Annotated in this window: 14 protein-coding genes; 6 read left to right on the top strand and 8 right to left on the bottom strand. The window is 73.0% G+C overall.

Annotated elements, in window-relative coordinates:
• Window positions 1-11: 11 nt before the first annotated feature.
• Window positions 12-1,535: a PASTA domain-containing protein gene (locus FHU33_RS01785; RefSeq protein WP_142023804.1), complete on the bottom strand. Its 1,524-nt coding sequence runs from the start codon at window positions 1,533-1,535 to the stop codon at window positions 12-14.
• 122 nt (window positions 1,536-1,657) lie between these two features.
• Window positions 1,658-1,909: a DUF3253 domain-containing protein gene (locus FHU33_RS01780; RefSeq protein WP_211354972.1), complete on the bottom strand. Its 252-nt coding sequence runs from the start codon at window positions 1,907-1,909 to the stop codon at window positions 1,658-1,660.
• 78 nt (window positions 1,910-1,987) lie between these two features.
• On the opposite strand from FHU33_RS01780, the gene FHU33_RS01775 reads away from it, so the two are divergent.
• The gene (locus FHU33_RS01775) at window positions 1,988-2,608 is read left to right on the top strand and encodes a hypothetical protein (RefSeq protein ID WP_142023803.1); all 621 of its coding nucleotides are present in this window, start codon (window positions 1,988-1,990) and stop codon (window positions 2,606-2,608) included.
• Between the two features lie 154 nt (window positions 2,609-2,762).
• Window positions 2,763-3,473 carry a hypothetical protein gene (locus tag FHU33_RS01770; RefSeq protein ID WP_246063209.1) on the top strand — a complete coding sequence of 237 codons (711 nt, stop codon included), beginning with the start codon at window positions 2,763-2,765 and terminating at the stop codon, window positions 3,471-3,473.
• Window positions 3,474-3,494: 21 nt separating this feature from the next.
• Here FHU33_RS01770 and FHU33_RS01765 read toward each other — a convergent pair whose 3' ends face one another.
• The 3 genes from FHU33_RS01765 to FHU33_RS01755 all read right to left on the bottom strand — a co-directional run bounded on the left by FHU33_RS01765 (window position 3,495) and on the right by FHU33_RS01755 (window position 6,412).
• Window positions 3,495-4,817 (bottom strand): serine hydrolase domain-containing protein, encoded by a 1,323-nt coding sequence (locus tag FHU33_RS01765; RefSeq protein WP_142023802.1) that lies wholly within the window; start codon window positions 4,815-4,817, stop codon window positions 3,495-3,497.
• A 38-nt stretch (window positions 4,818-4,855) separates the two neighbouring features.
• On the bottom strand, window positions 4,856-5,179 hold the full coding sequence (locus FHU33_RS01760) for a DUF3817 domain-containing protein (RefSeq protein WP_246063208.1): 324 nt from the start codon (window positions 5,177-5,179) through the stop codon (window positions 4,856-4,858).
• A gap of 177 nt (window positions 5,180-5,356) precedes the next feature.
• Window positions 5,357-6,412, bottom strand: a complete 1,056-nt coding sequence (locus FHU33_RS01755) for a C40 family peptidase (RefSeq protein ID WP_142023800.1) — start codon at window positions 6,410-6,412, stop codon at window positions 5,357-5,359.
• Window positions 6,413-6,741: 329 nt separating this feature from the next.
• Between FHU33_RS01755 and FHU33_RS24725 the strand changes: the two genes are divergently transcribed.
• Genes FHU33_RS24725 through FHU33_RS01745 form a run of 3 tightly spaced genes read left to right on the top strand, consistent with a single transcriptional unit; the run spans window position 6,742 to window position 9,379 of the window.
• Window positions 6,742-6,906, top strand: a complete 165-nt coding sequence (locus tag FHU33_RS24725; protein WP_170182286.1) for a hypothetical protein — start codon at window positions 6,742-6,744, stop codon at window positions 6,904-6,906.
• 59 nt (window positions 6,907-6,965) lie between these two features.
• Window positions 6,966-8,528, top strand: a complete 1,563-nt coding sequence (locus FHU33_RS01750; protein ID WP_142023799.1) for a phytoene desaturase family protein — start codon at window positions 6,966-6,968, stop codon at window positions 8,526-8,528.
• Window positions 8,529-8,587: 59 nt separating this feature from the next.
• Complete coding sequence (locus tag FHU33_RS01745) at window positions 8,588-9,379, top strand: YhjD/YihY/BrkB family envelope integrity protein (RefSeq protein ID WP_246063207.1); 792 nt, start codon at window positions 8,588-8,590, stop codon at window positions 9,377-9,379.
• Here FHU33_RS01745 and FHU33_RS01740 read toward each other — a convergent pair.
• The 3 genes from FHU33_RS01740 to FHU33_RS01730 form a co-directional block, all read right to left on the bottom strand.
• Window positions 9,365-11,776 carry a transglycosylase domain-containing protein gene (locus tag FHU33_RS01740; RefSeq protein ID WP_142023798.1) on the bottom strand — a complete coding sequence of 804 codons (2,412 nt, stop codon included), beginning with the start codon at window positions 11,774-11,776 and terminating at the stop codon, window positions 9,365-9,367. The two genes, FHU33_RS01745 and FHU33_RS01740, sit on opposite strands and share 15 nt — an antisense overlap.
• Window positions 11,777-11,894: 118 nt before the next feature.
• Entirely contained in the window at window positions 11,895-13,949 is a 2,055-nt protein-coding gene (locus tag FHU33_RS01735; RefSeq protein ID WP_142023797.1) for a HelD family protein, read from the bottom strand.
• A gap of 34 nt (window positions 13,950-13,983) precedes the next feature.
• Window positions 13,984-14,793, bottom strand: coding sequence for a crotonase/enoyl-CoA hydratase family protein (locus FHU33_RS01730; RefSeq protein WP_246063206.1), 810 nt, complete (start codon window positions 14,791-14,793; stop codon window positions 13,984-13,986).
• Window positions 14,794-14,938: 145 nt separating this feature from the next.
• Between FHU33_RS01730 and icmF the strand changes: the two genes are divergently transcribed.
• Window positions 14,939-18,181, top strand: a complete 3,243-nt coding sequence (gene icmF / locus FHU33_RS01725; RefSeq protein ID WP_142023795.1) for a fused isobutyryl-CoA mutase/GTPase IcmF — start codon at window positions 14,939-14,941, stop codon at window positions 18,179-18,181.
• Window positions 18,182-18,229 lie beyond the last annotated feature (48 nt).

The raw sequence follows: 18,229 nt of genomic DNA, 5'->3' as shown, positions 1-18,229 counted from the left end.
ACCTCCTGGAATCACAGTTGGGCCGGATGGCGTCGAACCTCGACCCGGAGATCGAACCCCGGCACGGCCTGGCCGGGGACCTGGGACGGCAGACCACCCCGTGGCTGCAGCTCCGTCCGCACCTGCTCCTCGAGCCAGCGCTCCTCGCGGGCCCGTCGCCGGACCCGGCGCGTCCGCTCGGCCGCCGCCAGACCGGCGAGGAGCACCGGCGGGACGAGCCACCAGGGAAAGGGAGCCGGGGGATCGTCGGCGAGCAGCACCCGGACCGCGCTGGCGGGCTCCACCAGCGTGCCGGGCGCCGGAAGCTGCTCGCGCACGCGTCCGTCCCCGCCCGTCGGATTGCCCAGCACCAGCCGGCCGCCCAGGGCCCCGATCACCTCGTCCTCGGTCATCCCCCGGAGATCAGGCACCACGACGCGCACCCCGTCCGGGGTGTCCGTCGGCACGGCGGTGGTCGGCGGGCTCGAGGGACCGCCCCCGGTCGCCGGTGACGCCGGCGTCGCCGGTGTCGCCGGTGTCTCCGGTGTCGCCGGTGTCTCCGGCGTCTCCGGTGTCTCCGGGGCGACGGACGGCGTGGGGCTGCTCGGAACGACCGTCGTCAGCGTCACCGTGAAGGTCCGCTCGGCTCCGCAGTCGGTCCGGACGGTGACCGGGCCGACGCCGGCGTCCGGGACGGCGAACCCGACGGGTCCGAACGCGCCGGTCTCCGCCCCGATCGCGCCGGAGCCCACGGCGCGGTCGCCGAAGTAGACCGTGACCTGCTCGCCGGCCACCGGGCAGGTGCCGGTCGCGGTGACGGCACCGCCCACCGTTCCGCTGAGCGGATCGAGCTCCAAGGTCGCGGGAATCTCGGGGGCGAGCACCTCGAACGATCGCTCACCGCCGCAATCGGAGGTGACCTCGTAGCTGTCCGGGGAGACGTCGGGGACCGTGACGTCGACGGGACCGAATTCGCCCGTCGAGCTGTCCACCGCGACGGCGCGCTGCACGGGGTTGCCATCGAAGGACAACGTGACGAGCTCACGTGACCCCGGGTCCGGGCAGGAACCCGCCACGGCCACGGTGTCACCCGCCTCGCCGCGGTCCGGGTCCACGGTCAGCGTCGCCGGGTCGGGGCGCGGGAGGACCGTCAGCGTCGCCGTCGGGTCGCACGCGGGAAAGTCGGAGTCAGCACTGGATCCGCCTTCGGGATCGGCAGGCAGCTGGCCGCTGAAGTCGTAGACCCCGGGAGTCAGTGCGGCAGGCAGGTCGAACGGCTCGTCGGCGAACGCCCCCTCCACCAGGTCGATGTCCTTGGACAGCCCCTGGCCGACCAGCGTGACGGTCAGCGTCGGGGGATAGAAGGATTCGCCGTCGTCATGGAACCCAGGGCACTGGCCGCTGAGCTGCACGTGCGCGGGCGTTTCGGTCACCCGGCTCGGCGTGACGGTCAGCGACCCTGCGGCTTGCGCGGGCAGTTGTGCGAGGGGGACGAGCAGCAGCACGGCGCCGACGACGCTCACCACCGCTGCCCGCGAGAAGGACCGGATGTCCATGGCGCTACCCCCGACCCGAAGTGTTCGGGAGAAAGGAGTGATCCGGAACCATTTTCCGTACAGATTCCGTTCCGGTTTTCCTGTGTCGCGGGATCGCGGGATCGACGCCGGACCGCGGAGTCCTACTGCGGTCGGCGGACCCGCACCGGCCCTTGCGCGACGGTGACGTCGACGACCGCGCCGCCCTGCGTGACCTCGACCTCTCCGGCCGCCGCCAGCCGGCCGGCCGCAGCACGGGCGGCGGGCATCAGATCGCGCCAGCCGTCCGGATCGACCGCCCGAGCCGCCTCCGACGGGCAGATCGACGCGTCCGGGCGCCGCTGGTCGAGCAGGCCCTCGATCATCTGCTGCAGCCGGGCGTCGACGTCGTCCACGGCCCCAGCCTGACCGCCGTCCACGGGTACCGCGAGGCGGTCCTGGCCAGGCGGGCCGGCCCGGAGGATGCTTCGCCCGTGCACCGGCCCGTCGCCATCCTGCTGCTGAGCTGCCTGTTCACGGCCCTCGGCCTCGTGGCCGCGGCGCCCGCGTCGGCCTGCAGCTGCGTGCCGCAGACGACGCAGCAGTACGTCGAGCGGGCCGACGCCGTCTTCACCGCCCGGCTGGTCTCCCGGGAGGAGCCCCGGGGGACGGTCGTCAGCAGCGCCGATCCGGCGCTGCACGTCTTCGCGGTGGACACCGTCTTCAAGGGCACCGTCGCCGCCGAGCAGGAGGTGGTGTCCCCCGTCTCCGGTGCGACGTGCGGGCTGGAGCTGTCCGGCGAGGGCCCGTTCGTCGTCTTCGCCACCCGATCGGCCGACCTCGGTGGGACGGCGTTCGCCACGCTGGCCGACGACCAGTACGCGTCACTCCTCTGCGACGGCAGCCGACCCGCCACGCCGGCGCTGGAAGCCGAGCTCGCCGCTCTGGCCGGCCCTCCGGAGGCACCGGCGGCGAGTCCGCGCCCGGGCGCCGCCGGGACCGTCACCGCGGATTCGGGACCAGCCGTCTCACCCGTCACGGCCGGGGCGCTGGCCGCGCTCCTGGCCGTGCTGTCGGCGGGCGCGCTCCTCCTCCAGAGACGACGGCGGGGCTGACCGGGTCCGACGGCGCGAGGACTACCCGCCCGTGGCGCGGGGGTAGGGGCTGCACCGTCCCGTCCGCCGACAGAGGAGACCCGTGTCCCCCGCCGACCGCGATCTGCTCCAGGAGTTCCTGCACGCCTAGGGCCCCGGTGGGCAGGAGGACGAGGTGCGGGAGGTCTGCCGCCGCGAGCTCGCGCCGCTGACGGACGAGATCGACGTCGACGCCTCCGGCAACCTGGTCGGCCTGCTGCGCGGTTCCGACGAGAGCGCTCCGGCGATCCGGGTGATGGCGCACATGGACGAGCTCTCGATGACTGATCGGCGCGTGCCGGCCGGCGCGTCGGGTAGAAGCCCGAACATGGCGAAGAAGACCCCGATCGGGACGTTCGGCAAGGGCAAGCGCGGCATCAGCACGGCCGGCTGGATGCTGCGCGGCGCTGCGGCCGGCGCCGCCGGCAGCACCGCGCTCAACGCGGTCACCTACCTCGACATGGCCGTGCGGGGGCGCGGCAGCAGCTCGACCCCGGAGAAGACGGTGGAGAAGCTGGCCGACACCGCACACGTGTCGATCCCGGGGGACGACGAGACGCGGAAGAACCGGAAGCAGGGCCTCGGCCCTCTCATGGGGCTCGTCGCAGGCGTCGGCGTCGGGGTGGTGGTCGGACTGGTGCGTACGGCGGGCTTCCGCTCGCAGCCGCTGGTCGGGACGCTGCTCACCACGGCCGGCGTGCTGGTCGCCGCGAACGGGCCGATGACGGTCATGGGGGTCACGGACCCACGCACCTGGTCGGCCACCGACTGGATCAGCGACCTGGTCCCGCACCTGGCGTACGGCGTCGTCGTGAAGACCACGATGGACGCGTTCGACCGCCCCTGATCCGGGGCAGAGGGAACAACATCAGCGCCAGCCGCGCTCGTCGACCCCGCCCGGTACCGGCGCCTCGGGGTCGTACGGGGTGCGGGTGAACACGAACGTGCCCAGGTTGAGGTGGTCCGGGGCGATGCGCAGCGTCTCCCCGGCGAAGTAGCCGTCCAGGCCGACCCAGGTGCCGTCGTCCCGCGCGGTGAACCGGCTGGCCCGGCCGGTGCGGCCGGGCAGCGGGCCGAGGTGCAGCAGTCCGCCACCGCACGCCCGCAGCACGTACGGCGACGGCCCCCAGAACCAGACGCCGAGCAGGTCGAGCTCGATGGGGGACGGCGACGGCCGCCAGGGCTCGACGATCCGCGGCTCCGCCGCCCGAAGGTCCGCCAGCAGCCCGAACACCACCGCATCGACCCCGGACGTCGCGTTCGCGAGCGACACCGCTCCGGTCTGCTCGTCGCGGTCGACGAACACCCCGGCCAGGAAGCCCGGCATCGACCCACCGTGCCCGACCAGCGTCCGGCCGTCCATCCGCAGCACCTGCAGACCCAGGCCGTAGGCCGACCAGCCCGGCGCCGAGGAGTCCACGCCGGCCGGCACGGTCATCTCCTCGAGGGTGGCGGAATCCAGGACGTCGCCGGTGTCCCCGACGAGGAAGGCCGCGAATCTCGCCAGGTCGTCGAGGGGCGCCCAGAGCTGACCGGCGGCGGCCATGACCCCGGCGTGGTGCTCCGGCTCGGGCAGGACGACGTCGGCCCACGGGTGCACCGCGGTGCCGTCGGCCGCCGGCGCCACCGGGCGGGGCGTCGTCCGGACCATGCCCAGCGGGGCCAGGACCTCCGCGGTGACGGCCTGCTCCCATGACGTGCCGCGCATCCGGGCCACCAGCTCACCGAGGACGCCGAAGCCCACGTTGGAGTAGTGGAAGCGGCGGGCGGCGCCGAGGACGACGTCGTACGCACTCAGGCCGAGTTCCGCCAGCGAGCCGCCCGGCGTGCGCTCCCACCAGCCGCCCGGGCTCTCGGCCGAGGCCCCGGCGAGGTGCGAGAGCAACTGGCCGACGGTCCGGTCGCCGAACGGCGTGCCGGGCAGGTGCCTGTCCAGCGGGTCGTCGAGGTGCAGCCGGCCCTCGTCGCGCAGCCGCATCACGACGACGGCGGTGACGGTCTTGCTGATCGAGCCGAGGCGGTACTGCACGTCGGTGTGCAGCTCGGACACCGCCCCGCGCCCGGCCGACCAGGCGAGTCCGCCGTCGCGGACGACCCCGGCCACCAGGCTCGGCGCGCGGCCCTCCCGCTGCGCGCGGGCGGTGCGTGCCAGGAGGGCGCGTGCGGTGGTCGCGAGGACGGGCTCGGGCATGACGGCGACCGTAGCGAGCCGCCCCGGCATGCCGCAGGTCAGGCGGGAACGGCCTCGCCCTGCGGCAGCTGCCCCGTGCGGGTCGCCCGGCGCTCGAACCAGACGGTCGCCAGGGGCGGGACAGAGGCCACGAGCGCGAGCAGCGTCGTCCCGCCCGACCAGCGGAGGACCCGTGCGGTCACGAGCGCGACGACGACGTAGGCCACGAAGATTCCGCCGTGGATCGGACCGAAGATCTGCACGCCCAGCTCGGTCGTCCGGGGCACGTACTTCACGAACATGCCGATCAGCAGGCCGATCCAGGAGAGGGCCTCGGCGACGGCGACGATGCGGAACGCGGTGGCGGCGGTGCGGGGGTTCACGCCTGCGATCCTCCCCGAGGTGTCAGCCGAGGTACGCCCGCCCGCGGTGTGAGATCTCGTACCCCACGGGCAGGCCGCGCGTCTGCCCTGGTCGATCATCGCCTGTGCGCACGGGACCCGGCCGGACACGCCGCGCCGGCGGTCGCTCAGCCGATGATCGACTCCGAGCAGGGGTGATCAGACGGCGATGCGCCGGGCGCCGCTGAACCCGCTCATCAGCGGGGCGACCTTGACGACGTCGCCGAAGGTCGGCGCGTGCACCATCTGCCCGTCGCCGATGTAGATGCCCACGTGGCTGACCGGGCTGTAGAAGAAGACCAGGTCACCGGGCTGCAGCTGGTCCCGGGAGACGGGCTGGCCCATCTGGGCCTGCATCCGGCTGGAGTGCGGCAGGTCGATGCCGGCGGCGCGGAATGCGTAGGCGGTCAGGCCCGAGCAGTCGAAGGAGTTCGGGCCGCCGGCCGCCCAGACGTAGGGGTCTCCGCGCTGGGCCATGGCGGTGTCGATGGCGATCTGCGCCGCGTTGCTGTTGGCCACGACGGGAGCGCCGGCGGCCGCGGGCTCGCGCTCCTCCGAGCGGCTGGCCCGGTCCTCACCGTGGTGGCCGGCGATCGCGGTCTGCTGCTCCTGGGCGCTGAGCTGTGAGAAGGCGGCCCGGTAGCTGTCGACCTCCGCCTGCAGCGCGGTCTGCTGGGCCATCACCGAGTCGTACTGGGACTGCGCCTCGGCGGCGGCCTGCTGGGCGGCGGCCTGCGCCTGCGCGGCGGCGACGTTGGCCGCGGCGGCGCGCTCGAGGATCTCGCCCTGGTGGCCGGCGATTAGCTGGAGGGTGGCCATGCGGTCGACGAACGCATCCGCGGAGTCGCTGGTGAGCAGGGCATGGACGGAGCCGAGCCCCTCGCCGGTGTAGGCGGTCCGGGCGAGGCCGCGGACGGACTGCTGGGCGGCGGCGAGCTCTGCCGTGGCCTGCTCCATCGTCGCGACGGCGGCCTCGGCTCCCGCCTGCTGCGCCTCGAGGGCGACCCGCGCATCGTTGAACTGCTCGGTGACCACCTCGAGCTCGTGCCCGCGAGCGGCGATGAGCTGCGCGGCCTCGGCGGAGTCGGCGGGCGCAGCCTGGGCGGGAACCGTGACGAAGAGCGTGCCGAGGACGGCGAGCAGGGCGAGGCCTGCGCGACGGACGAGCGCGGGGCGGGACGACGTGCGGGACGCACGGCCGAGGGGGGACGCCATGACGCGGCGCTCTCCGTTTCTCCGGTTCTTCCACGGGCTGCCCGTCGGGTCGTCCGACCAGTTCGGATCCCGGACGGACCCGGCGCGACGGCGTCCGGTGGGTCGAGCTGCCAGTGACTGAACGCCCCGACGGACACACAGACCGTAAGCGTCGTGACCGGCTCGTGACAATGACAATGATGTTTTTTGTTCGGTGTTCCACTTCACCGGCAGGTCGGCGGATCGGCTCCTGCCCCAGCTGCCCCACGCGTCGCGGAGGCCGCGTCCCAGCCCGCGACCGCGCCGCGCGGATCCGTTTCGGAAGGCGCTGCCCGGCCGATACCCCGGGCATGAATCTGAAGCGACCCCTGGTGGCCTTCCTCGTCGCCGGTTCCCTCGTGGCGTGCGGCGACAACACCGACCTCGACCGGGGCGAGACCAACTGCGACGCCGCCGGCGAGGAGGCGTCCAACCAGCACGACGAGGAGTGCGAGGAGGAAGGCCCGGAGGACTGAGCCCTCCCCCGGCCCGACCACGCGATGACGTGGAGGCGTCCGCTCGGTACCGTCCGCCGGTGACGCGCAGCAGATACGACGTCGTGGTCGTGGGCGGGGGCCACAACGGCCTGGTGGCCGCCGCCTATCTCGCCCGGGCCGGCCGGTCCGTGCTCGTGCTGGAACGGCTTCCCCAGGTGGGCGGGGCGGCGGTGAGCCGGCAGGTCTTCGACGGCGTCGACGTCCGCCTGTCGGCCTACTCCTACCTGGTCAGCCTGCTGCCGGACCGGATCGTGGACGACCTCGCCCTCGACGTCCGCCTGGCCGACCGGGCGGTCGCCTCCTACACCGCGGTCCAGCGGGACGGCCGCTCCACCGGGTTGCTGGTCGAGCGCGACGAGGGCCCGGCCACCGCGACCTCCTTCCGGCAGCTGACCGGGTCCGACGCGGAGTTCGAGGGCTGGCAGCGGTTCTACGGCCGCCTGGCGGCACTGGCCGAGGACCTCGCGCCCACGCTGACCGAGCCGCTGCTCTCCCCCGGCGAGCTGACCGGGCGACTCCGCGACCCGGAGCTGTGGCACGACCTCCGGGAACGGCCGCTCGCCGACGTGGTGGGCGATCACCTCGCCGACGACGTCGTCCAGGGGATCGCACTCACCGACGGGCTGATCGGGACGTTCGCGGACGTGCACGCCGCCGACGGGCTCGCCGGCCGCTGCTTCCTGTACCACCTCGTCGGCAACGGCACGGGCCGCTGGCGGGTGCCGGTGGGTGGCATGGGCGCCGTCAGCGGCGCCATGGCGGCCGCCGCCCGCCGGGACGGCGCGGAGATCGTCACCCGGGCCACCGTCACGGCCCTGGAGACGACGACGTCCGGGGTCACGGTGCACTGGACCGACGGGGACGGCGGCACCCGGGCCGTCGATGCCGGCCACGTGGTCTGCGGGGCCGCGCCCACCGTCCTCGCCGAGCTCACGGGCAGCGAGCCTGGTACGCGCCCGTCGGGATCACAGCTGAAGATCAACATGGTCCTGGCTCGGCTGCCCCGGCTGCGGTCGGGGGCCGACCCGGCGGCCGCGTTCGCCGGGACCCTCCACGTCGACGAGGCGGCCGGTCAGATCGACGCCGCGTACACGCAGGCCGCGGCCGGCCGGCTGCCCGACGTCATCCCGTTCGAGGTCTACTGCCACTCGCTGAGCGATCCGTCGATCCTGGGCCCGGTCGAGCGGGCGACCGGCCATCACACGCTGACCCTCTTCGGCCTGCACACCCCGGCCGAGCTCTTCCGCGCCGACCCCGTGGGCACGCGCCGGGAGGCGGTCCGCCGGGTGGTCGCCCAGCTCGACGCGCACCTCGAGGAGCCGTTGCTGGACTGCCTGGCCTCCGACGCCGCCGGCGAGCCGTGCCTGCAGGCCGCCTCCCCGCTGGACGTCGAGGAGTCCCTCGCGATGCCGGGCGGGCACATCTTCCACGGCGACCTGGCGTGGCCGGTGGCCGCGACGACGGACGAGGTCGGCACCTGGGGCGTCGCGACCGGACACCCGAGGATCGTGGCGGCGTCCTCCGGCGGGACCGTCCGGGGCGGCGCGGTCAGCGGCCTCGGTGGCTACGCGGCCGCCCGGCACCTGCTGGACGTGCGCTGACGGGGCGCCCTGCGGGCTCGCGCCGTCCGCGGGGCGGTGCCGCGGAGCTCCTGGGCGGCGTGCGTCGCCGGCTGGAGGGCCGGGATCTCGCGCTGATCGCCGCAGGGCTCACCTTCTACGCCGGCATCGCCGTCGTCCCGGTGCTCGTGCTGGCCTTCGCCCTCACCACCTGGCTGACCTCGCCGGAGCGGGTGACCGAGCTGGGCGGTCGCCTGGCCGAGCTGCTGCCCCCCGACATCGGCGCTCCCGACGCCGTCGAGCGGCTGGTGTCCGCGGGGGTGGAGCTGTCGCTGCTGGGCGGGCTGTTGGCGCTGCTGCCCATGTCGTTCTACGGCGAGGGCCTGCGCCGCGCGCTGCTGCGATTCAGCGGCCGCCGCGAGGGCCTGACGGGCTGGAAGGGACGGCTGGCGGCCCTGCCGGTCGTCGTCATGACCCCGCTGCTGCTCTATCCGCTGCTGCTGACGGTGCCGGTCATGGCCGATCTGGCCGAGACCGGCGGGGTGGGACCGACGGTGGGCCGGATCGCCATCGGCTTCTACGGTGTCCTGGCCGCGCTTACCGTGCCCCTGGCCTGGGGCTTCCGTGTGGTGGCTGCCGGGCGGGTGCGCTGGCCTGCGCTCGTCGCCGGCGCCATGTTCACGGCGGCGTGCGTGTCAGGCTTCCTGCAGGGCTTCGTGCTCTTCCTCGCCCTGCCGCTGGATCTCGGCGCACCCTTCGGCGGCCTCGACGTCGTCGGCGGCGTGGTCGCGCTCGGGCTGTGGCTCTTCCTGCTGCACCTCGTCGTGATCAGCGGCTGGCTGGCGACCCAGTCGCTGGACGAGCTGCTCGGGCGTCGGTCAACCGCGCGGTAGCGGCATCCACTCGGGCCAGTCCTCCGGCCAGGACGGAGCAGCCGGGAGGATCGGTTCGTCGGGCTCGGGCTCGGGCTCGGGCTCGGGCTCGGGCTCGACCGGAGGGACCTCCGGTGGCGGCGCGGGCGGCGGAGACGGGGGCGGCGGGACCGGCACGGGCGGTGGCTCCGGCGCAGGTTCCACGTAGTCGGCGCCGTTGCTGACCAGGATCGTCACGACCTGCAGCGGGACGGCCCGGCCGCCCCTCCCGGGGCTGGTGCCCAGGAAGGCGCCCTCGGGCTGGTCGCTGTCGACGCGCAGGGTGGTGCTCTGGAAGCCGGCCGCGGCCAGCGCCCGGACGCAGTCGGCCACCGAGCCGCAGCCGGGCACCGGCTTGGTGTTGCCGTTGACCACGGCGGGATCGGCGGGTGCGAAGTCGCTGCTCCCGCGCGCCTCCAGGATCGGGGCCATCGCGTCCCGCCAGATCGTCGCGCCCTTGCCGCCACCGAAGCCGCCGACGTTCTGGTTCCGCTTGGGGTTGAACACCATGACGCTGGCGGTGATCTCGGGCGTGTAGCCGACGAACGTCACCGACACGTTGCCCTGCGCCGTCCCGGTCTTGCCGGCGATCTGGTGGCCGCGCACGTAGGCGCCCGGCGCCGTCTGGCCGGGGTTCCCGGGCTCGACGTCCTTGCGCAGCATCTGGTTGAGCGTGTTGGCGACTCCGGCCGGGACCGCCTCGGGCGTGCAGTTGTCCGACGGGACCAGCGGCTCGCCGTCGTCGCCGAGCAGGGGCTCGCCGAACCGGTCGAGGATCGCGGTCACGGGCAGGACGTCGCACTGCGTCCCGCCCGCGGCCAGGGTGGAGTAGGCGCTCGCCAGCCCGAGCGGGCTCGTGGCATCGGGGCCGAGCGTGAACGAGCCCCGGTTCTCGTCGATGATCTGCTGCGCGAGCGCCTCCTGGCCGAACTGGTAGAGCCCCATCCGCTCGGCCATCCGCACCGGCTCCTCGACGCTGCCGAGGACGTCCTCGAGGGCGACGAAGTAGGTGTTCGACGACTGGTAGAGCGCAGTGGTCAGATCCAGTATCGACCGGTACCTGCCGGCGTTCTCGACGGTGTACGGGCCACCCTCCTCGCGGTACACGCGGGACCGGTACGGGCTCGGCGCGTTCAGCGTGAACTCGCTCGAGTAGCCGCGGGCGAGCGCGGCGGCGGCCACGAAGACCTTGTACGTCGAGCCCGCTCCGCGGCTGGGCGCCCGGTTGAGGTTGTAGGACTCCTGGGTCGGATCGTTCTTGTCGTACCCGAAGGTCCGGTTGACGCTGAGCGCCAGCAGGTGCCCCGTGCCCGGCTGCACCGCGTTGAAGGTCGCGACCCGCTCGTCGTCCAGCGGCAGCGTGTTCAGCACGGCGGCGTCGCCGGAGCGCTGGAGCTCGGGATCGAGCGTGGTCTGGATGACCAGGCCGCCGGTCTCGAGCTCGTGCTGGCTGATCCCGAGCGTCTGCGTCACGTACTTCTGCACGAAGTCGCAGACGTACGGGCCGACGCTGGCCTCGACGCACCCGCGGCGCGGCGCGGGCGCCGGGGCGAGCCCGAGGGGCGCGCCGGCAGCCTCGGCCTCCTGCTCCGGGGTGATGTAGCCCTGCTCGGCCATGCGGTCGAGCACCTGGTTGCGCCGGATCGTGGCGGCCTCGGGATCGACGAACGGGTCGTCGTGGCTCGGGCTCTGCACCAGGCCGGCCAGGAGTGCAGCCTGGTTCAGCGTCAGCGCCGCGGCGTCCACCCCGAAATAGGCGTGCGCGGCCGGCTGCACGCCGTAGGCGTTCTGCCCGAAATAGACGATGTTGAGGTAGCGGGTGAGCAGCTCGTCCTTGCTGTACCGGTCCTCCAGGTCGAGGGCCAGCCGGGCTTCGCGGAGCTTGCGGCCCACGCTCTCCTCGATGGCCGCCGCCCGCTCGGCCGGGTCGTCGGTCGACTGCAGCAGCGTCTGCTTGACCAGCTGCTGGGTCAGCGTCGAGCCGCCCTCCATGACCTCGCCGGCCGCGAGGTTCTTGACCAGCGCCCGCAGGGTGCCCTGGATGTCGACGCCGCCGTGCTCGTAGAAGCGGGCGTCCTCGATGGCGACGATCGCCTGTCGCATCACCTCGGCGATCTGGTCGGTGGCGACCGGGGCACGGTTCTCGCGGTAGAAGGACGTGATCAGCTCGCCGTCGGCGGCGAGCATGACCGTGTTCCCGGGCGGCGGGTGGTCGGTGAGCTCCTCCGGTGGATCGCCCAGGAGGCTGGTCGACTGCTGGGCGGCGAGCGCGGGGCCGCCCACCCACGGCATGAGCAGTCCGGCGAGCAGGGTTCCGCCCAGGGCGATGCTGAGGGCCAGGACGCACAACGTGCGCAGCGTGCCGGCACGCCGGTCCATGACCCTCCTCTCTCCGATTCGGGCATCACCCCAACAGAGAACGACGCGTCCCACAATCCCCCGCGCCGTCCGTAGCCACCCCGTGACGGAACGCGACGGACGAGTGGGAAGGCCGTGGTCAGAGCGTTGCGTGATCCCCTAGAGGCGCGGGGAGGTCGTTCCGGTGGAGGACGACGAGGGTGCTGACCGCCCGGGTGAGGACGACGTAGAGCCGGTGCAGGCCCCGTGGCTCGGCCGCCGCGATCGCCGCCGGGTCGACCACGACGACGGCGTCGAACTCCAGCCCCTTGGCCAGTGCGGCCGGGACGACGGCCACCCGGGGCACCTCGTCGCCGTCGTCGGTCAGCACCGCGGTGGGCAACCCCCCGTCGCTGAGGACGGCGGCGACGTCGGCCGCCGCGTCGTCGGCGCAGACGATCCCGATCGATCCCGGGACGGCGCTCAGCCCGCCGACCACGTCGACGAGCGGGCCGGCGATGGCGGCCACGGGGCGGATGCTCAGCGACCCGGGTTCGGCACGGACGGCCGTCGCCGCGGCGAGACCGGGGGCGATGAGCGGCAGCAGCCGGTTGGCGAAGTCGAGGACCTCGCCGGGCACCCGGTAGCCCCGGGTCAGCGGACGGACGACGGTGTGCGGGCGGCCCAGCCCGGCCAGCGTGTCCCGCCAGTCCGACGGCGACCAGGGGCTGGTCGCCTGCGCGAGGTCGCCGAGGACCGTGAGCGATCCCGCGGCCAGCCTGCGGGCGACGGCGCGGCACTGCATGGGCGAGAGGTCCTGTGCCTCGTCGACGACCACGTGCCCGTATCCGGACGTGCGCTCGAGCAGGCCGGCCAGCTCGTCGGCCAGGACGGCGTCGGCCGCGGTCCACGGCGCGGTGCGCACCGACCGCGGCGGCACCGGCCAGCGGAGCAACGCCTGCTCGTCGTCGTCCAGGACGCCGCGTGCGGCACGTGCGAGTCGGGCGGGGTCGCTCCACAGTTCGCACAGCAGACCGGCGGCGTCCCGGACGGGCCACACCGCGTCGCAGAAGTCGCGCACCTCGGCGCTGCGGGCCGCCCGCCGGGTCTCGGCGTCGGTGGGGCTGCCCCCGCCCTCCTCCTTCTGCCGTCGGGCGTCCTCGGCCAGCCGCGTCGCCAGCCGTTCCCGGCCGGCGACGTAGTGGAGCACCTGCTGGTCGTCCTCCGCCCGGCCGCGGCGGCGCACGTCATCGACGTACCGCTTCAGCCGCTCGACCGGGACGCGGTAGCGGCGTCCCGCCAGTGGCACCTGCACGGAGTCCGTGGGCTTGGCGATCTCCCCCCACAGGGCCCGGCGCAGCACCTCGGCCATCCGCACGTCCCCCTTGAGGACGGCGACCTCCGGCGGGTCCACCGCCCGGACCGGCACCCGGGCGGTGAGCTCGGCGAGCGTGGTCTGCTCGACATCCACCTCGCCGAGGGTCGGGAGCACCTGCTCGATGTAGCGCAGGAACGCCCGGTTGGGTCCGACGACCAGGACGCCGGTGCGCGCCAGTTGGCTGCCGTAGGTGTAGAGCAGGAAGGCCGCCCGGTGGAGGCCCACCGCCGTCTTGCCGGTGCCCGGGGCGCCCTGCACGCAGATCGATTCCGCGAGCGGCGCCCGGACGATCTCGTCCTGCTCGGGCTGGATCGTGGCGACGATGTCGCGCATCGGCCCGCTGCGTGGCCGCTCGATCTCCGCCCGGAGAAATCTCCCCGTCCCCTCCTCCGGGTGGGCGGGCGACGACTCCGCCAGCACCTCGTCCTCGTAGCCGGTGAGGTCACCGCCCGAGAAGCCGAAGCGACGGCGGCGGGTCAGACCCTGCGGATCGGCGGTGCTGGCCTGGTAGAAGGGCCGGCTCATCGGCGCACGCCAGTCGATGACGACCGGATTCCCCGCGGTGTCGCGGACGTGCCGCCGGCCGATGTGGAAGGTCTCGCAGGAGTCGTCGGTCCGGCCGAAGAAGGGCGGGACGCCCGGGTCGGCGGCCAGCGCCCGCAGCCGCTCGGCCCGCGCCGCACCCAGACGTTCGGAGGCCCAGGCGTCGACGCCGGCATCGACGACGGCGGAGGCTGCGGCACGCATCTCGGTGAGGCACTCGGCGGCTCGAGCGAGGTGGGCGCGCTCGGCGGTCAGAACGGGATCGAGGGTCTCGGGTTCAGCAGGAGGAGACACGGTCGGAGGACGTTACGCCTCGACCCGGAGAAAGTCAGGGGGTCTCGGCCGGTGCCAGGCCGGGCCACACGGGGGGACGCTTCTCCAGGAAGGCGCGTGCCCCTTCGCGTGCGTCATCCGAGGCCAGGACCTTCCCGAGGAGAGCGTCCTGGTGTACCCACAGTGCGTCGCCGGGGGTGGGCAATCCGGCGAGCAGGACCGACTTGGACGCCGCAACCGCGGAAGGAGAGTTTGCTGCGATGTCGTCCGCGAGGGCCCGGGCCCACCTCAGCGCCGCACCGTCCGCGACCACGTCGTTGACCAGTCCCCATCGGGCTGCCTCCCGGGCTGAGAAGTGGCGGCCGGTGTAGGCATACTCCGCGGCGATGACGCGGGGCAGGTGCCGGGCCAGCGCGATCAGACCACCGGACCCGGCGATGAGACCGCGCCGGACCTCGGGGATACCGAACCGCGCGCCCTCAGCGGCGACGACGAGATCGCAGGCCAACGCGATCTCGAAACCGCCCGCGAGCGCGTAGCCCTCCACCGCGGCGATGACCGGCTTGCGAGGGGACCAGCGGGTGAGGCCGGCCAGGCCACCCTCCTCCGTGCCGATGGCCTCACCTCGGTCGTATGCCTTCAGGTCCATGCCGGTGCAGAAGTTTCCGCCGGCGCCGGTCAGCACCGCGACGCTGAGTCCCGGGTCGGCGTCGAAGCGCCGCAGTGCCACACCCACGGCTCGCGACAGAGGCCCGTCGACGGCGTTGCGGACCTGCGGGCGGTTCATCGTGATCGTCACGACGGAGCCGTCAACCTCCACCAGGACGACGTCGTCCGAGGAGTTCTGTCGCTCGAGCTGGGTCACGGGGTCTCCACGGTCGTCGTCAGCGCGGGGCGTCAACACTATAGTTGACGTAGGCTGTTCCGCGTCACTTGCCGGCGCACCGTCCACGGTTCCTCGACGTCCACGCACATGGCCGCAACACCTGCGGCCTCCCGACAGGAGCACCATGGCCACTCCGACGTCCGACCTGCACGTCCCCTCGCATCCCGTCCGTTTCGTGACGGCGGCCAGTCTGTTCGACGGACACGACGCGGCGATCAACATCATGCGGCGGATGCTGCAGAGCCAAGGCGCCGAGGTGGTGCATCTCGGTCACGACCGGAGCGTGGACTCCGTCGTCCGGGCGGCGTTGGAGGAGGACGTCCAAGGCATCGCCCTCTCGTCCTACCAGGGCGGGCACGTCGAGTACTTCAGCTACCTGGTCGAACGGCTTGCCGAGCAGGGGGCCGGCCACGTTCAGGTCTTCGGCGGCGGCGGCGGCGTGATCGTCCCCGACGAGATCGACACCCTTCGGGAGCGGGGCGTCACCATCTTCGCTCCCGAGGACGGCCAGCGCCTGGGCCTCCCCGGCATGATCAACGAGCTGATCCGCGCCTGCGACGTCGACCTCGCGGATTCCGCGCCGGACACCGAGGCCCTGCTCGGCGGTGACCCGGCCGCACTGGCGCGCGCCATCACGCTCCTGGAGAGCGGCCGCTCCCCCGAGCTCGCCGAACGCGTCCGCGCCATCGCCGCCGGACGGACTGTTCCTGTCCTCGGGATCACCGGCACCGGCGGCTCCGGCAAGTCCTCGCTGACCGACGAACTGCTGCGCCGGATCCGGCTGGACCAGGAGGACAAGCTCCGCATCGCCGTCCTCGCCGTCGACCCGACCCGTCGCCGCGGCGGTGGCGCGCTCCTCGGCGACCGGATCCGGATGAACGCGCTGGAGAGCGGCGACCGCAACCGCACCTACTTCCGGTCGATGGCCACCCGGACCGCCGGGGCGCAGGTGCCAGAACACCTCGACGACGTGATAGCGGCGGTGAAGGCCGCCGGGTATGACCTCGTGATCGTGGAGACCCCCGGAATCGGGCAGGGTGACGCCGCCATCATTCCGTTCAGCGACGTCTCGCTGTACGTCATGACGCCGGAGTTCGGCGCCGCATCCCAGCTCGAGAAGATTGACATGCTCGACTTCGCGGACGTCGTGGCGATCAACAAGTTCGAGCGGCGGGGGGCGGAGGACGCCCGCCGCGACGTCGCCCGCCAGATGGTCCGCAACCGGGCCGCCTTCGGCGTGGCCTGGGAGCAGATGCCTGTCTTCGGCACCAGCGCCGCACGGTTCAACGACGACGGCGTCACCGCCCTGTACCAGGAACTCCGGAGCCTGCTCGCCGTCCAGGGCCTGCCGATCACCGACGGCGTCCTGCCCGCTGTCGACGTGCGCGCCTCCTCCGGCCTGACCGGCGTGGTTCCCTCGGCCCGGTCCCGGTACCTGGCAGAGATCACCGAGGCGGTGCGGATCTACCACCGCGAAACGACCGCCCAGGCCGACGTCGTTCGCCGCCGGCAACACCTCCAGACGGCGGCCGACGTACTCGGCACCACTGCAGGGGACCGCCTCGCCGAGCTGCTGGCCGAGACCGACCAGCAGGTGCTGCCGGCCGTCCGCGAGCAACTCGACCGGTGGCCGGCCCGCGTGGCCGAGTACACCGGCGACGAGCTCGTCTACTCCGTCCGCGGCAACGAGATCCGGACGCAGCTGACGCGCACGACGCTGTCGGGCAACAAGGTGCCCCGCGTCGCCCTGCCGCGGACGACCGACCACGGCGAGCTGCTGCGCTTCCTGCGCTCGGAGAACCTGCCCGGCTTCTTCCCCTTCACCGCCGGGGTCTTCCCGTTCAAGCGCGAGGGCGAAGCCCCCGCCCGGATGTTCGCCGGCGAGGGCGACGCCTTCCGCACCAACCGGCGTTTCCAGCTGTTGTCGAGCGGCGGCGAGGCGACCCGGCTGTCCACGGCCTTCGACTCCGTGACGCTGTACGGCCGCGACCCCGACCAGCGCCCCGACATCTACGGCAAGGTCGGCACGTCGGGCGTCTCGATCGCGACGGTCGAGGACATGAAGGTCCTGTACTCCGGCTTCGACCTCTGTTCGCCGACGACTTCGGTGTCCATGACGATCAACGGCCCCGCTCCGACGATCCTCGCGATGTTCCTCGTCACCGCGATCGACCAGCGCTTCGACGCCTTCCGCGCCGAGGAGGGCCGCGACCCCGACGCGTCCGAGGCCGAGGAGATCAGCGCCTGGGTGCTGGCCAACGTCCGCGGCACGGTGCAGGCCGACATCCTCAAGGAGGACCAGGGCCAGAACACCTGCATCTTCTCCACCGAGTTCGCCTTGCGGGCGATGGGGGACATCCAGCAGTACTTCATCGACAACGGCGTGCGGAACTTCTACTCGGTGTCGATCTCGGGGTACCACATCGCCGAGGCCGGGGCGAACCCCATCAGCCAGCTCGCCTTCACGCTGGCCAACGGCTTCACCTACGTGGAGAGCTACCTCGCCCGCGGGATGGACATCGACGACTTCGCGCCCAACCTGTCGTTCTTCTTCTCCAACGGGCTGGACGCGGAGTACTCGGTGATCGGCCGGGTGGCCCGCCGCATCTGGGCGGTGGCCATGCGCGAGCGCTACGGAGCGGACGAGCGCTCGCAGAAGCTGAAGTACCACGTGCAGACCTCGGGCCGGTCGCTGCACGCCCAGGAGATGGACTTCAACGACATCCGGACGACGCTGCAGGCGCTCTGCGCGATCTACGACAACGCCAACAGTCTGCACACCAACGCGTTCGACGAGGCCGTGACGACGCCGAGCGAGAACTCGGTCCGCCGGGCCCTGGCGATCCAGATGATCATCGACAAGGAATGGGGCCTCTCCGGCAACGAGAACCCCCTCCAGGGGTCCTTCGTCATCGACGAGCTCACCGACCTCGTCGAAGAGGCCGTGCTGGCCGAGTTCGACCGGATCGCGGAGCGTGGCGGGGTGCTGGGGGCGATGGAGACCGGCTACCAGCGGGGCAGGATCCAGGACGAGTCGATGCTTTACGAGCACCGCAAGCACGACGGCAGCCTGCCGATCGTGGGGGTCAACACCTTCCTCGCTCCCGACCGGGGCGACGCCCCGCCGCCCACCGTCGAGCTGGCCCGGGCCACCGAGGAGGAGAAGCAGTCCCAGCTGGTCCGGCTGGCCGACTTCCAGTCCCGCAACGCCGACGAGTCGCCGGTGGCGCTCGCTCGCCTGCAGGGGGTCGCCCTGGACGGCGGGAACGTCTTCGCCGAGCTGATGAGCGCCGTCCGGTCCTGCTCCCTGGGCCAGATCAGCGAGGCCTTCTTCGAGGTCGGCGGACAGTACCGGCGCAACGTCTGACATGACGGCCCGTCCCCGATCCCTGACCGACGACCTCGGCACGGCTGT

Origin of the sequence: Blastococcus colisei (assembly GCF_006717095.1) — a bacterium.
Lineage (GTDB): Bacteria > Actinomycetota > Actinomycetes > Mycobacteriales > Geodermatophilaceae > Blastococcus_B > Blastococcus_B colisei.
The sequence above is the reverse complement of the archived record's forward strand: the minus strand, read 5'-3'. Positions and strand labels throughout refer to the sequence as shown.

Excerpts from the sequence above, each read along its gene's own strand:
- FHU33_RS01785 (WP_142023804.1), bottom strand. The coding sequence starts at position 1,535 with ATGGACATCCGGTCCTTCTCGCGGGCAGCGGTGGTGAGCGTCGTCGGC.
- FHU33_RS01765 (WP_142023802.1), bottom strand. The coding sequence starts at position 4,817 with ATGCCCGAGCCCGTCCTCGCGACCACCGCACGCGCCCTCCTGGCACGC.
- FHU33_RS01755 (WP_142023800.1), bottom strand. The coding sequence starts at position 6,412 with ATGGCGTCCCCCCTCGGCCGTGCGTCCCGCACGTCGTCCCGCCCCGCG.
- FHU33_RS24725 (WP_170182286.1), top strand. The coding sequence starts at position 6,742 with ATGAATCTGAAGCGACCCCTGGTGGCCTTCCTCGTCGCCGGTTCCCTC.
- FHU33_RS01740 (WP_142023798.1), bottom strand. The coding sequence starts at position 11,776 with ATGGACCGGCGTGCCGGCACGCTGCGCACGTTGTGCGTCCTGGCCCTC.
- icmF (WP_142023795.1), top strand. The coding sequence starts at position 14,939 with ATGGCCACTCCGACGTCCGACCTGCACGTCCCCTCGCATCCCGTCCGT.